Origin of the sequence: Micromonospora sp. NBC_00362 (assembly GCF_026342155.1) — a bacterium.
GTDB lineage: Bacteria > Actinomycetota > Actinomycetes > Mycobacteriales > Micromonosporaceae > Micromonospora > Micromonospora hortensis.
In genome coordinates, this window is the sequence record NZ_JAPENH010000001.1 from 315,232 (window position 1) to 328,847 (window position 13,616).

Genomic DNA, 13,616 nt, shown 5'->3' on the forward strand with positions numbered 1-13,616 from the left:
GTCGTCCCGATTCGTCCTAGGCTACGAATGCCCAGCTTCTGGGCGTACGTCGACAAGGGAGGATCAGCGGTGCGAATCAGGAGATCAGGGTCCACGATCGTGGCGATGGCCGTGGCGACCGTGGTCGTCATCGCGGGGGGAGCGTTCGTCGGCAGCACGGCGAGCGCCGCCGAGGCTTCCCCGTTCACCGTCGTGGACGGTGCGATCCGTACGGCGACCGGCACCCCGGTACCCGCGTCCGGCACGCACGCCTCGCTCTGGGGCAACTCCAGCTACGCCAGCACCAGCATCAGCGGCTCCGGGCGAGTGGTGATCGGGGCCATCGGTGACAACTGTCAGGGCTGGCCCACCGTCCGGGTGACGGTCGACGGCGTCGACGTCGGCCAGACCACGATCGTCAGCGCGACCAGTTACGGCACCTATCCGGTCGGCGCGGCGGTCGGCGCCGGCCAGCACACAGTGCGGATCCAGCTCGTCAACGACTTCCGGGCCGACTCCTGTGACCGCAACGTCCACATCGCGTCCGCGCGGATGGAGACCGCGGGCACCACCGACCCGAAGTTCAGCTTCGCCGTCCTGCCGGACACCCAGCAGGAGGTGCTGGTCAGCTCGGACCCCCGGTTCCTCAACCGCACGAACTGGTTGGCGCAGAACCGGTCCGCGCTGGACCTGCGCTTCGTGACCTCCTCCGGAGACGTGGTCAACTGGGACACCCCGGACCATGCGCAGTACGTCATCGCCCGTAACGCGATGCGGCCGATCGAGAACGCCGCAATCCCGTACGCGCTGGCTCTCGGCAACCATGACACCCAGGCCACCGGCGTCGGCGGCTCCGCCCGCGACCCCGCCCGCACCCGCGAACTCATCCGCGACACCAGCGTGTTCAACCAGTACTTCACGGTCAGCCAGTACCGCGCGGTCACTGGGCAGTTCGAGGCCGGCAAGGTCGACAACTCGTACTCGACCTTCACGGCCGGTGGCGTGCAGTGGATGGTGCTGACCCTGGAACTCTGGCCCCGGGTCGCGGCCGTGAACTGGGCCAGGAGCGTCGTCGCCGCCAACCCCCGGCACAACGTCATAGTGGTCACCCACGACTACATCGACGGTAACGGCGCCATCGAGCAGAGTGCCGGGTACGGCGCGACGAGCCCGCAGTACCTCTTCGACAACCTGGTCAAGCAGTACGCCAACATCCGGTTCGTCTTCTCCGGTCACACGGGCATCGCCGCCAACCGGGTCGACACCGGGGTCAACGGAAACAAGATCTACTCGTTCCTCCAGACGTTCCACTCCAACAGCACCAACCCGGTACGCCTGGTCGAGGTCGACACCGCCGCCAACTCGCTGCGGACCTGGATCTACGCGCCGTACACGAACCGGTCGTTCACCGAGTACGACAGGTCGTTCACGGGTATCGGCGTGGTCCGCTGAGACGATCGAGGGGCCCGGTCAGCGTCTGATCGCCCCGCGCTCGGGCTCGCCGGTCTGCTCCCACAGCGACTTCATCTCGTCGAAGGCCTGCTCCATCAGCTGCACCATCGCCTGCCGGGCACGCTCCCCGTCGCGCCGCTGGATCGCCTGGGCGACGTCGGCGTGCATCTGGAGAGCCTGCTCGTGCGGGTGGTGCGGCATGAGGTGGTGCTTGTGCCGGCCGGTGAGCACCTCCGCGACCAGCTCCTGCAGCCGGACGAACATCTCGTTGCCGGAGGCGAGCAGGACGCGCCGGTGAAACTCGATGTCGAGGTGCAGGAAGCGCTCCTCGTCGCCGGCCTCGCCGGCGGCCCACATCTTCGCCGCCAACCCGACGAGGTCGCTCGCCTCGTCACGGCCGATCCGGCTGGCGGCCAGGTAGGCGGCGTGCGGTTCGACGGCGGTGCGCAGCTCGGTGATCGAGCGGAGCTGGGCCATCCGGCTGGCCGAGGCGAGACGCCAACGGATCACCTGCGGATCGAAGACGTTCCACGCGCTCGCCGGCCGGATCATCACACCTACCCGTCGGCGCGCCTCGATGAATCCGATCGAGGCCAGCACCCGTAGCACCTCGCGGACGACCGAGCGGGACACGGCGTACCGGTCGACCAGCTCGTCGATGTTGAGGACCGATCCGGGTGCCAGCTCGCCGCCGCAGATGGCGGTGCCGAGGTGTTCGAGGACGCGCGCGTGCAGCCCGGACTCGGCGGGGCGGGCCGGAGCGGCTGCAACCTCTGATGAGGACGGTTCCACTCAAAGATCATATCATTTGCATCTACCTCTTGAGATAATCAGCTTTTTCGGCCTAGCATCCGGATGTTAAGCGGATGTAACGCCGAGGTAGCGGCTCTCTCGGGGGCGGCGGCCACGACAGAAGGAGAGACAAGCGTGCGACGTCGATCGATAATCGGCACTTCTCTGGCTGTGGTTGCCGCCATGGGCCTGACCGCCTGCGGCGGCGACGACGGCGGCGAGGGCTCGAAGACCGTTCGCGTGACACTGGTCAACCACGTGTGGACAGAGAACATCAAGAAGGTCCTGCCGGAGTTCGAGAAGGAGTCCGGCCTGACTGTCGAAGTTACCCAGCTCGGTGAGGACCAGCTCTCCGACCAGTACAACGTCAAGCTGAACGCCGGGTCCGACGACCTCGACGTGATGATGTACCGGCCCCTTCAGGAGGGGAAGCTGTTCGGCAAGAACAAGTACCTCGCCGACCTGAGCGAGAAGGTCAAGTCCGACAGCGCCTTCGAGTTCGGTGACTTCCAGGCCGGGCCGGTGCAGGCGACGACCTACGAGGACAAGGTCGTCGGGCTGCCGATCATCACCGAGCAGGAGGTCCTCTACTACCGCAAGGACCTGCTGACGAAGTCCGGCTTCACCGCCCCGCCCAAGACCCTCGACGAACTCAAGGCGCAGGCCGCGAAGATCGAGGCCGACAACCCGGGCGTCGCCGGCTTCGTCGCTCGTACCGGCAAGGCCGCCGCCGTCACGCAGTTCTCCAGCTTCCTCTTCAGCTTCGGCGGCGACTTCGTGGACGCCAGCGGGAAGGCCACTGTCAACACCGAGCAGGCCAAGCAGGCGTACGCCTACTACGGCGGTCTGCTCAAGGACCACGGCCCGGAGAACATCAGCACCGACATGAGCTGGTCGGAGGCGATGGCGATCTTCACGCAGGGCAAGGCCGCCTTCTACACCGAGGCCAACTCGCTCTACAAGAACGCCACCGACCCGACCAAGTCCAAGGTCGTCGACTCCGTCGGCTTCGCCGCCTTCCCGGCCGGCCCGGCTGGATCGAAGCCGTACAACATCCCGTCCTGGGCCCTCGGCGTGAACGACAGCTCGGAGAACAAGGACAACGCCTGGAAGTTCATCCAGTGGGCCGCCGGCAAGGAGCAGGCGCTGGCGCAGCAGACGGCCGGCGTACCCGGCGCGCGCGCCTCGGTCTGGGCGAACCCGGCGGGTACCGCCTCCTACCCGAAGGACCTCGCCGAGGCCAACACGGTCAGCACCGCCAACGGGGTCGGGCACGACCGTCCGCTGGTGGTCAAGGTGGCCCAGGCGCGGGAAATCGTCGGCCAGCCGATCGTCGACGCGATCACCGGCAAGGACGCCGCCAGTTCGGCGGACGCGGCGAACGCGGCGTTCCAGAAGTTCCTCGACGACGAGGCGAAGTAACCCACGCGCAGGGCGGCGGGGCCGACCGGCTCCGCCGCCTCGCCGGGACCTGACCCCTCCAACCCGGAGATCTCAATGTCAGCCGTACTCACCCCCCGTACCGATTCGCCCGAGGCCCCCGCGGCGTCAGCGGACACGACGTCGGCCTGGTCGCGTTGGGCCAACGAACACCGCAAGTGGCTCTTCGCGGCACCCGCCATGGCGTTCGTCGCCGTGCTGATCATCTTTCCGGTGGCGTGGACCGGTTACCTGAGCCTGACCGACGCCGAGGGTTCGGTACGCGCCGAGTCCGAGTTCATCGGCTTCCAGAACTACCTCGACGTGCTCACCGACACCGACCGGTTCTGGCCGGCGGTCTGGCGCACTGTCCTCTTCACCGGCGTCGTGCTGTTCTTCGAGGTCATGCTCGGCATGGCGATCGCCCTGCTGCTGTGGCGGCCCTTCCGCGGTGAGAAGTGGGTCCGCGTCGCGATCCTCCTGCCGCTGGTGGCCACTCCGGTGGCCGTCGGCATGATGTGGCGCCTGATCTTCGACCCCAACATCGGGATGGCGAACCAACTGCTCGGCTGGATCGGGATCGGCCCCCAACCCTGGCTGGCCGGGCAGCACTCGGCCCTGCCGACGACGATGTTCATCGACATCTGGCAGTGGACGCCGATGGTCGTGCTGATCCTGCTCGCCGGGCTCACCTCGCTCTCCGACGAGCCCCAGGAGGCGGCCCGGATCGACGGCGCCAGCAGCTGGCAGCGGTTCCGGCACGTCACCCTCCCGCTGCTGATGCCCACGGTGATCGTCGCCATCCTGCTGCGCGGCATCGACGCGCTGAAGACGTTCGACATCCTCTACGCCACCAAGGGGCGCGGCGGCGGTTCCTTCCACGAGGTCGAGACCCTCAACGTGTACGCGTACGGGCTCAGCTTCGACTACAACGACTACGGCGTCTCGTCGACAGTCCTCATCATCTTCTTCCTGATCATCATCGGGGTGATGTGGGCCCTCACCTATCGCAAGAAGGGGCTGGGCCGATGAAGCCGAGCAAGCCGTACCGGGTGTTCCGCAACTCGGCCCTCGTCGTCGTGGTGTTCGCGCTGATGGCACCCCTGCTCTGGATGATCGCCGCGTCCTTCAAGACCAACGTGGACATCTACGACACGGCCAAGGCGTTCGTCTTCTCGCCCAGCCTGAAGAACTACGAGACCGTCCTCCAGCAGGCGAACTACCTCGAGTTCATCGGCAACAGTCTCTGGGTGGCGTTCGCGGCCACCACGCTGTCGCTCCTGCTCGGGGTGCCCGCCGCGTACTCGATGAGCCGGTTCAGCATGAAGAAGTCCGCGCTCGTCGTGCTCATGGCCCGGGTCATCCCCGGCGTCTCGCTCCTGGTGCCCTGGTACTACGTCTTCTCGAACCTGAAGATGGTCGGCGGCTTCACGGTGCTGATCCTGAGCCACATGTTCGTGTCGCTGCCGCTGATCGTCTACATCATGATGGGGTACTTCGACGGCCTGCCGACCGAGTTGGAAGAGGCCGCGCTGGTCGACGGGCTGACCCACATCGGCGCGTTCCGGCGGATCACCCTCCCGCTGTCGGTGCCCGGCGTCGCGACCGCCGGCATCCTCTCCTTCATCTTCTCCTGGAACAACTTCATGTTCGCCCTGGTGCTCTCCGGCTCCGACACGAAGACGCTGCCCGTGGCGATCTTCGACTTCGTCGGGTACGCCAGCATCGACTGGGGTGGCCTGATGGCCGCCGCGACAGTGGTCACCCTGCCGATCATGCTGATCGCCCTGTTCGTGCAGAAGTACGTCGTCTCCGGCCTCACCGCCGGTGCCACGAAGGGCTGACCGGGACATGACGACTATCGCGAAGGTGGAGACGTTCCTGGTCGCGCCGCGCTGGCTGTTCGTCCGGGTCGAGACGGAGTCCGGCATCGTCGGCTGGGGCGAGGCGACCTGCGAGGGCCGCTCCGAGACCGTACGCACGGCCGTCCACCAACTCGGCGAGCTGCTCACCGGTCGGGACGCGTTGCGCATCGAGGACCACTGGCAGGTGATGACCAAGGGCTCCTTCTACCGGGGTGGCCCGATCCTGGCCAGCGCGGTGTCCGGTCTGGACCAGGCGCTCTGGGACATCGCCGGTAAGCACTACGGCGCCCCCGTGCACCAACTGCTCGGCGGGCCGGTCCGGGACCGGATCCGGGTCTACGGCTGGGTCGGTGGTGACGAGCCCGCCGAGATCCGCGACCAGATCAGCGCCCAGGTCGAGGCGGGCCTGACCGCCGTGAAGATGAACGCGTCGGGGCGGATGGGCGCGCTCGCCTCGGTCGCCGAACTCGACGCGGTCGTGCAGCGGGTGGCCGTCGCCCGCGAGGTCCTCGGCGACGACCGCGACGTCGCTGTCGACTTCCACGGTCGGTTCACCCTCGCCAACGTCCGGAGGGTCGCCCCGCTGCTGGAGCCGTACCGGCCGTTCTTCCTGGAAGAGCCGGTGGTGCCGGAGAACTCGCACCTGATCGGTGAGGTCGTCCGCTGCACCACCACCCCCGTCTCGACGGGGGAGCGGCTCTACAGCCGGCAGGAGTTCCTGCCCGTGTTGCAGGCCGGCATCGCCGTGGCCCAGCCGGACCTCGCGCACGCCGGCGGCATCACCGAGGTTCGCAAGATCGCCACGTTGGCCGAGGTGTACGACGTGCAGCTCGCCCCGCACTGCCCGCTCGGGCCGATCGCCCTCGCCGCCTGCCTCCAGGTCGGCTTCGCCACACCCAACTTCCTGATCCAGGAGCAGAGCATCGGCATCCACTACAACCAGGGCGCCGAGGTGCTCGACTACTGCCTCGACCAGACCCCGCTGACCTTCGTCGACGGGTACGTGCGGCGGTTGACGGCGCCCGGCCTCGGCATCGAGATCGACGAACACGCCGTGCGGACCGCTGACAAGCGCGGGCACGCCTGGCGCAGCCCGACCTGGCGGCACCCCGACGGCTCCTACGCGGAGTGGTGAGACCCCGACCGTCGAGAACGAAAGGCACCCCGTGAAGATCGTCGCAGCAGACATCATCGTGACCAGCCCCGACCGGAACTTCGTCACCCTCAAGATCACCACTGATGAGGGCATCACCGGTCTGGGCGACGCCACGCTCAACGGCCGCGAGCTCTCCGTCGCCTCGTACCTGCGTGACCACGTCGCCCCGCTGCTGATGGGCCGGGACCCGCACCGGATCGAGGACACCTGGCAGTTCCTGTACCGCTCGGCGTACTGGCGGCGCGGCCCGGTCACCATGGCGGCCATCGCCGCGGTGGACGTCGCGCTGTGGGACATCAAGGCCAAGGCCGCCGGCATGCCGCTGTACCAACTGCTGGGCGGCGCGTCGCGCACCGGCATCATGGCGTACGGGCACGCGTCGGGGCGGGACATCCCCGAGCTGTTCGACTCGATCCGTCGCCACCTCGACGAGGGCTTCCGGTCGATCCGGGTGCAGACCGCGGTGCCGGGGATCAACGCGGTCTACGGCGTGGCCGCGCAGCCCAGCGCCACCGGCCAGCGCTACGACTACGAGCCCGCGCAGCGCACCCCGCTGCCCGCCGAGGAGGACTGGGACACCCGCGCGTACCTGCGCCACCTGCCGTCGGTCTTCGAGGCGGTGCGCGGCGAGTTCGGCCCGGAGTTGCCGCTGCTGCACGACGGTCACCACCGGATGACCCCGATCCAGGCCGCCAAGCTCGGCAAGGCCCTCGAACCGTACGACCTGTTCTGGCTGGAGGACTGCACCCCGGCCGAGAACCAGGAGGCGCTGCGGCTGGTCCGCCAGCACACCACCACCCCGCTGGCCATCGGTGAGGTCTTCAACACGGTCTGGGACTACCAGACCCTGATCCGCGAGCAGCTGATCGACTACGTCCGGTCCGCTGTCACCCACACCGGCGGCATCACCGCCATGCGCAAGCTGCTCGACTTCGCCGCCCAGTACCAGATCAAGTCCGGCATTCACGGCCCCACCGACATCTCCCCGGTGGGCATGGCCGCGGCGCTGCACCTGGACCTGGCCATCCACAACTTCGGGATCCAGGAGTACATGAAGCACACCCCGCTGGCCAACGAGGTGTTCCGGCAGTCGTTCACCTTCACCGACGGCTACCTGCACCCGGGCGACCAACCGGGGCTCGGGGTGGAGCTCGACGAGGAGGCGGCGGCCCGGTTCCCGTACGAGCCGGCGTACCTGCCGTTCAACCGGCTCAAGGACGGCACGGTTCATGACTGGTGAGCGGCGTGGCGCCCGGCCCACCCGGCACGTAGTGGTGATGGGCGTCTCCGGGGCGGGCAAGACCACAGTGGCGCGCGGGATCGCCGTGGCGGCGGGGCTGACGTTCGCCGAGGCGGACGAGTTCCACTCCCCGCAGAACGTGGCGCGGATGCGCTCCGGCGTACCGCTGGACGACACCACCCGGTGGCCCTGGCTGCGGGACATCGCCGGGTGGATCGCCGATCGCGGCGCGGAGGGCCGCTCGACGGTGCTGGCCTGCTCGGCGTTGAAGCGGTCGTACCGGGACGTGCTCCGCCAGGGTCCATTCCGGGTGGACTTCGTGCACCTGGACGGGCCGACGGAGGTCATCCGAGCCCGATTGGCCCGGCGCGAAGGCCACTACATGCCGGCCAGCCTGCTGGAGTCGCAGCTCGCCACGCTGGAACCGGCCGAGCCGGACGAGGCGGTGCTCGTACTCGATGTCTCACTGCCCCCGGAGGCCCTGGTCGCGGCGGCCATGAAGGGTCTCGGTCTGCCCGCCTCGGTGCCGGTCGGGGAGCACCGGGACCGCGCGTCCAATCCCACTTCGGGGGCATGTTAGGTTAGCCTGCCCTAATCGTAGTGGAGTCCGTCGCCGTGCCCTCATCGATCCGAGCATGACAGTCGCCGAGACCACCGGTGGTGTGGTGCTCCGTCGCGCGCTGCGTCGACAGCGCGCCCGGGTGGCCGCCGGCATCGCGCTGCTCTGCACTCACCAGGCCACCGAAGCCCTCGTCCCGGTGGCCATCGGCGTGGTCATCGACCGTGCGGTGGCCACCGGGGACGTCAGCGCCCTGCTGCTCTCGCTGGCCGGCCTGGCCGTCCTGTTCACAGTGCTCGCCTTCGCCTACCGGGCCGGCGCACGACTGGCGTTCGCCGCCGTCGAACACGAGGCGCACGCCACCCGGGTCGAGATCGTCCGCAGCGCCCTCGACCCGCGCGGACGCCGGTCGGGCATGCGCGACGGCGAACTGCTGTCGGTGACGGCCTCCGACGCCGAGCTGTCCGCGCTCGTCGTGCGGGTCGCGGGACTCACCGCCGCGGCACTCACCGCCATCGTGGTCGCGGCCGTCGCGCTGCTCGTCGTCGACGTCCCTCTCGGCCTCGGGGTGCTCATCGGCGTACCCCTGCTGGTCGTCGCCCTCCAGCGGATGGCGCCGCTGCTCACCCGGCGCAGCACGTCGCAGCAGGAGGCGCTCGCCGCCACTACCGCCCTCGCCGTCGACCTCGTCAGCGGCCTGCGCGTGCTGCGCGGCATCGGCGCGCAGGACCACGCCGCCCGCCGGTACGCGGGAGCCAGCCGCCACGCGCTCGACGTCACCCTGCGCGCCGCCACCACAAAGGGTCTGCACCTCGGACTCACCACCACTGTCAACGGCCTCTTCCTCGCGACGGTCGCCGGAGTCGCCGGGTGGCTCGCGCTTCAGGGCCGGCTCACCATCGGCGAGCTCGTCGCAGTGGTCGGGCTGGCCCAGTTCATCGCCGAGCCGGTGCAGACGCTCGGGTACTGCGTCCAGTTGTTCGCCATGGCCCGAGCCTCCGCCGGGCGGGTCGCCCGGGTCCTCGGCGCCGCGCCGATAGTCCAGCCGGGCGACGCCGGGCCGCCCGCACCGAGCCCGTCCCGGCTCGCCCTCGACGGCGTCTCGTACGCGGGCCTCAACGACGTCAGCCTGCGCGTTCGCGCCGGTGAGATCCTGGGCGTGCTCGCCTACGACCCGAGCGAGGGCGAGGCGCTGGTCGCTCTGCTGGCCGGCCGCGTGCCGCGCGCGGACCATCGGGGCACGGTCCGCGTCGACGGCGTACCCGCCGACGAGCTGCACATCGACGCCGCGCGTGCCGTGGTCCTGGTCGAACAGCACGACGTGGCGCTGTTCGAGGGGACGCTGCGCGCCAACCTCAGCGCCGGCGCCTCCGTCGACGACGAGGTGCTGCGCGCCGCCGTACGGGCTGCCGCGGCCGAGGACGTGCTCGCCGCGCACCCGCACGGGTTCGACCGTCTGCTCACCGAACGCGGCGCGAACCTCTCCGGTGGCCAGCGGCAGCGGATCGGGCTGGCGAGGGCGCTGGTCGCCGACCCGCCGGTGCTGGTGCTGCACAACCCCACCACGGCTGTCGACGCGGTGACCGAGGGGTTGCTCGCCACCAGGCTGGCCGAGGCTCGCGGGACGGGCTCTCGCGGCACGGTGCTGATCACCACCAGCCCGGCGCTGCTGCGGGTCACCGACAGGGTCGCGGTGATCGACCGGGGACGGGTCGTCGCCGAGGGTCCGCACGAGCGGTTGCTCGCCAGCGACGCCCGCTACCGGGAGGAAACCCTGCGATGACGTCCGAGCCGATCACCCGGCACCTGCTGCCGACGGCCACCGGCCGGCAGACCTGGGCCGCCCTCCGTACCGAGCTGGCCCTCCTGCCAGGGCTCAGCGCCGTCGCCGGCACGCTGCTGATCGCCGCCGCCGCGACCGGGCTGGTCGCCCCCTGGGTCCTCGGGCGCCTCGTCGACGACGTCATCGCCGGGACCGACACACCTCGGGTGATCGCCTGGGCCGCCGTGATCGCGGGCGCCGCCGTGCTCGCGGGACTCCTCACCGCGGTCGGAGCGGCGGTCGCCGCACGCCTCGGCGAGACAGTGCTGGCCCGACTCCGGGAGCGGGTCCTCGACCGGGCCCTGCACCTGCCCTCGGCCACCCTGGAACGGGCCGGAACCGGGGACCTGGTGGCCCGTGCCGGCGACGACGTGGCGGTGGTGACGAATGTGATCGCCACCAGCGGCCCCGCCTTCCTCGGCGCGCTGCTGTCCGTCGTGCTGACCGCGGCGGGGCTCTTCGCGCTCGACTGGCGGCTCGGCATCGCCGGGTTGGTCGCCGCCCCGGCGTACGCGGTGGCGCTGCGCTGGTACCTGAAGCGGTCGGTGCCGTACTACGCCCGCGAGCGGGTAGCGACGGGCGAGCGCGCGCAGGCGACGGCCGAGGCGCTGCGGGGCGCGGCGACAGTGCGCGCCTACCGGATGGAGGACGCCCACGTCGCACGGATCGCGGAGCGCTCCGGCGTCGCCCGCGACCTGTCGCTGGAGATCTTCGGTCTCTACACCCGCTTCGGGCTGCGCATCAACCGCTCCGAGTTCGTGGGGCTCGCCGCCGTGCTGCTCGCCGGCTTCCTGCTGGTACGCGGTGACCTGGCCACCGTCGGCGCCGCCACCACTGCCGCCCTCTACTTCCACCGCCTCTTCAACCCCATCGGCCTGCTGCTGTTCGAGTCGGACTCGGTGTTGCAGGCCGGGGCAAGTCTGGCTCGACTCGTCGGGGTCACCACCCTGCCGGACACCGCGGCCCCCTCCGGCACCGAGCCCACCCGCCACGATCGGGGCGTACCGGCGGCACTGGAGGTGACCGTCGGGCAGCACCGCTACGACGACGGGCCGGTGGTGCTGCGGAACATCAGCCTGCGTCTCGCCCCCGGGGAGCGCGTCGCCCTGGTCGGCGCGAGCGGTGCGGGCAAGAGCACCCTCGCCGGCATCATCGCCGGCATCATCGCGCCCACCGACGGTGCGGTGACCCTGCGCGGCGTGCCGCTGACCCAACTCGGCGAGCACCGCCTCCGTCGGGAGATCGCCCTGATCAGTCAGGAGGTGCACGTCTTCGCCGGCCCGCTCGCCGACGACCTGCGCCTCGCCGACCCGGACGCCACCGACGCCGAGATCGCCACCGCCCTCGACCTCGTCGGCGCCACCGAGTGGGTGCGGACCCTGCCGGACGGCCTCGCCACGGCGGTGGGGGAGGGTGGGCGACAACTCACCTCGGCCCAGGCCCAGCAGCTCGCACTGGCCCGACTGATCCTCGCCGATCCGGCCGTCGCGGTCCTCGACGAGGCCACCGCCGAGGCGGGCAGCGCCGGCGCACGCGACCTCGACCGCGCCGCCGTGGCGGCCACCGAGGGTCGTACCACGCTGATCGTCGCCCACCGACTCAGCCAGGCGGCCACCGCGGACCGCATCGTCGTCCTCGACCAGGGACGCGTCGCCGAGCACGGCACGCACGCCGAACTGCTCAGGGCCGGGGGTGGGTACAGCCAGCTGTGGCGCTCGTGGAGCATGCCCGACCCCGTGGTCCCGCGAGAACGCGAGAGCGCGGACCAGCCCGTCCCGAGCTGAGCGGCTCCGGTTCCGGTCACCTCGGACCTCCGCGAGATCACTCGAACGGGGGAACCTCGGGAACTTTTCCGGGCCGGCCGGCGACCACCAGAGTGCGCGGCCGACCGGCGGCGTTCCGACGACGGCATCTCGGCATGAAGGAGCGCCCGTGGCACACAGGACGGTGGTCTGTGCGGAACGGCGTCGCTGACGACGACCAGGTGACCCGGTGGGCGCGGGAGGCGGGCCGGGGTGATCGGCAGGCCGCCACGGCGTTCGTCAGGGCACTGCAGGACCAGGTCTGGCGGTTCCTGTCGCACCTGGCCGGGCCGGGCGAGGCCGACGACCTGACCCAGGAGACGTTCCTGCGGGCAATTCGCAACCTGCCCGGCTTCGCCGGCCGCTCGTCGGCCCGTACCTGGGTCTTCACCATCGCCCGGCGTGTTGCCGTGGATCACGTCCGGACGGCGGTGGCCCGGCCGAGGCTGGCGTCGGTTCCGGACTGGCAGGCGGCGGCCGAGGCCGCCGGCGCGATCACCGCCGGTGCCGACGAGGGCGTGACCCTGCACCAGTTGATCGCCGGACTGACCCCGGAGCGCCGTGAGGCGTTCGTCGCCACCCAGGTGCTCGGCCTGTCCTACGCCGAGGCGGCGGACGTCTGCCAGTGCCCCGTCGGCACGATCCGTTCCCGGGTCGCCCGGGCGCGCGAGGATCTCGTCGGCGCCTGGCAGGCCGACAGCGACCAGGGCCACGGGCGACGAACCGGCTGAGGGTGGATCGCCGCGCTGTTCGACAGCGGGCACGCCTCGTTCTACAAGGGACTTCAGGGCGTCGGTGGGGTGGCGCGCGCCTTCCCTGACCCACCACAGACGCCCCTGTTTTACGTCCACCTTCCCATCGGCCCGGACGCCGCGATGTGGGCCGCCGACGCCCTGCCCGCCGCCGACGGGGTGAAGCTGTTCGGCCGCGTACGCTCCGCGCCGGCTCCGGACCGGTGCTCGTCTGCGGGCGGCCCTCCCCGTTCGGTCAGCGGAATGGACGGGGCGTACCGGGCTTCCTAAGATCACGCCGGTGAACACCGAACCCCTCAACGTCGCCGGCGTAGCTGGCCCGATAGTCATCGCCACCACGGCATTCTTTGGCCACCCTGCCGTCACCGTCGGCGGAGTGCCGGCCCCCAGGACGGGCAGACGTTACTCGTTGCCCGCGGTGGACGGTGGTCTCGTCCAGGCCACGGTCCGCAACGTTCTCGCCGACCCGTACCCGACCGTTGAGGTCAACGGTGTCAAGCACCGGACCGGGCCCTCCATGCCGATCTTCCTGCGCATCCTGGTTATGCTGCCGATCCTGCTGTTCACCGTCGGCGGCATCCTGGGCGCGCTGGTAGGGGCGTTGGGCGTCTGGGCGAACCTGACGGTTGCCCACACCCGGATGACAACCGCCGTCAAGGCGCTCGCCATGGTCGGTATCGGTATCGGCACTGTCATCGTCTGGCTCGCCGTCGCTGTAGCGCTGAACGTGGCGCTCAGCTAGACCGCCAAGCACCTCACCCCCCACAACGGTCAGCAC

12 protein-coding genes are annotated in these 13,616 nt (G+C 70.2%); 11 read left to right on the top strand and 1 reads right to left on the bottom strand.

What is annotated here, in order from left to right:
* The first annotated feature begins 105 nt into the window (after positions 1–105).
* The gene (locus OG992_RS01445; RefSeq protein WP_266302060.1) at positions 106–1,431 is read left to right on the top strand and encodes a carbohydrate-binding domain-containing protein; all 1,326 of its coding nucleotides are present in this window, start codon (positions 106–108) and stop codon (positions 1,429–1,431) included.
* A gap of 18 nt (positions 1,432–1,449) precedes the next feature.
* Here OG992_RS01445 and OG992_RS01450 read toward each other — a convergent pair whose 3' ends face one another.
* The gene (locus OG992_RS01450) at positions 1,450–2,223 is read right to left on the bottom strand and encodes a FadR/GntR family transcriptional regulator (RefSeq protein WP_266302061.1); all 774 of its coding nucleotides are present in this window, start codon (positions 2,221–2,223) and stop codon (positions 1,450–1,452) included.
* A 183-nt stretch (positions 2,224–2,406) separates the two neighbouring features.
* On the opposite strand from OG992_RS01450, the gene OG992_RS01455 reads away from it, so the two are divergent.
* From OG992_RS01455 to OG992_RS01500, 10 genes are all read left to right on the top strand, one after another.
* The gene (locus OG992_RS01455; protein ID WP_266302062.1) at positions 2,407–3,645 is read left to right on the top strand and encodes a sugar ABC transporter substrate-binding protein; all 1,239 of its coding nucleotides are present in this window, start codon (positions 2,407–2,409) and stop codon (positions 3,643–3,645) included.
* A 75-nt stretch (positions 3,646–3,720) separates the two neighbouring features.
* Positions 3,721–4,674: a carbohydrate ABC transporter permease gene (locus OG992_RS01460; RefSeq protein ID WP_266302063.1), complete on the top strand. Its 954-nt coding sequence runs from the start codon at positions 3,721–3,723 to the stop codon at positions 4,672–4,674.
* Complete coding sequence (locus OG992_RS01465; protein ID WP_238683956.1) at positions 4,671–5,486, top strand: carbohydrate ABC transporter permease; 816 nt, start codon at positions 4,671–4,673, stop codon at positions 5,484–5,486. The genes OG992_RS01460 and OG992_RS01465 overlap by 4 nt, the downstream gene beginning before the upstream one ends.
* Positions 5,487–5,493: 7 nt before the next feature.
* The gene (gene dgoD / locus OG992_RS01470; protein ID WP_266302064.1) at positions 5,494–6,642 is read left to right on the top strand and encodes a galactonate dehydratase; all 1,149 of its coding nucleotides are present in this window, start codon (positions 5,494–5,496) and stop codon (positions 6,640–6,642) included.
* A gap of 31 nt (positions 6,643–6,673) precedes the next feature.
* Complete coding sequence (gene manD / locus OG992_RS01475) at positions 6,674–7,903, top strand: D-mannonate dehydratase ManD (protein WP_145795781.1); 1,230 nt, start codon at positions 6,674–6,676, stop codon at positions 7,901–7,903.
* Positions 7,893–8,483: a gluconokinase gene (locus OG992_RS01480; protein ID WP_266302065.1), complete on the top strand. Its 591-nt coding sequence runs from the start codon at positions 7,893–7,895 to the stop codon at positions 8,481–8,483. The genes manD and OG992_RS01480 overlap by 11 nt, the downstream gene beginning before the upstream one ends.
* Before the next feature lie 55 nt (positions 8,484–8,538).
* Positions 8,539–10,245, top strand: a complete 1,707-nt coding sequence (locus OG992_RS01485; RefSeq protein ID WP_266302066.1) for an ABC transporter ATP-binding protein — start codon at positions 8,539–8,541, stop codon at positions 10,243–10,245.
* Complete coding sequence (locus OG992_RS01490; RefSeq protein WP_266302067.1) at positions 10,242–12,068, top strand: ABC transporter ATP-binding protein; 1,827 nt, start codon at positions 10,242–10,244, stop codon at positions 12,066–12,068. Before OG992_RS01485 ends, OG992_RS01490 begins: the two co-directional genes overlap by 4 nt.
* Before the next feature lie 170 nt (positions 12,069–12,238).
* The gene (locus tag OG992_RS01495) at positions 12,239–12,817 is read left to right on the top strand and encodes a sigma-70 family RNA polymerase sigma factor (RefSeq protein ID WP_266302068.1); all 579 of its coding nucleotides are present in this window, start codon (positions 12,239–12,241) and stop codon (positions 12,815–12,817) included.
* Between the two features lie 301 nt (positions 12,818–13,118).
* Positions 13,119–13,580, top strand: a complete 462-nt coding sequence (locus tag OG992_RS01500; protein ID WP_266302069.1) for a hypothetical protein — start codon at positions 13,119–13,121, stop codon at positions 13,578–13,580.
* Positions 13,581–13,616 lie beyond the last annotated feature (36 nt).

Excerpts from the sequence above, each read along its gene's own strand:
- OG992_RS01445 (WP_266302060.1), top strand. The coding sequence starts at position 106 with ATGGCCGTGGCGACCGTGGTCGTCATCGCGGGGGGAGCGTTCGTCGGC.
- OG992_RS01455 (WP_266302062.1), top strand. The coding sequence starts at position 2,407 with ATGGGCCTGACCGCCTGCGGCGGCGACGACGGCGGCGAGGGCTCGAAG.
- OG992_RS01460 (WP_266302063.1), top strand. The coding sequence starts at position 3,721 with ATGTCAGCCGTACTCACCCCCCGTACCGATTCGCCCGAGGCCCCCGCG.
- OG992_RS01465 (WP_238683956.1), top strand. The coding sequence starts at position 4,671 with ATGAAGCCGAGCAAGCCGTACCGGGTGTTCCGCAACTCGGCCCTCGTC.
- dgoD (WP_266302064.1), top strand. The coding sequence starts at position 5,494 with ATGACGACTATCGCGAAGGTGGAGACGTTCCTGGTCGCGCCGCGCTGG.
- OG992_RS01480 (WP_266302065.1), top strand. The coding sequence starts at position 7,893 with ATGACTGGTGAGCGGCGTGGCGCCCGGCCCACCCGGCACGTAGTGGTG.
- OG992_RS01485 (WP_266302066.1), top strand. The coding sequence starts at position 8,539 with ATGACAGTCGCCGAGACCACCGGTGGTGTGGTGCTCCGTCGCGCGCTG.
- OG992_RS01490 (WP_266302067.1), top strand. The coding sequence starts at position 10,242 with ATGACGTCCGAGCCGATCACCCGGCACCTGCTGCCGACGGCCACCGGC.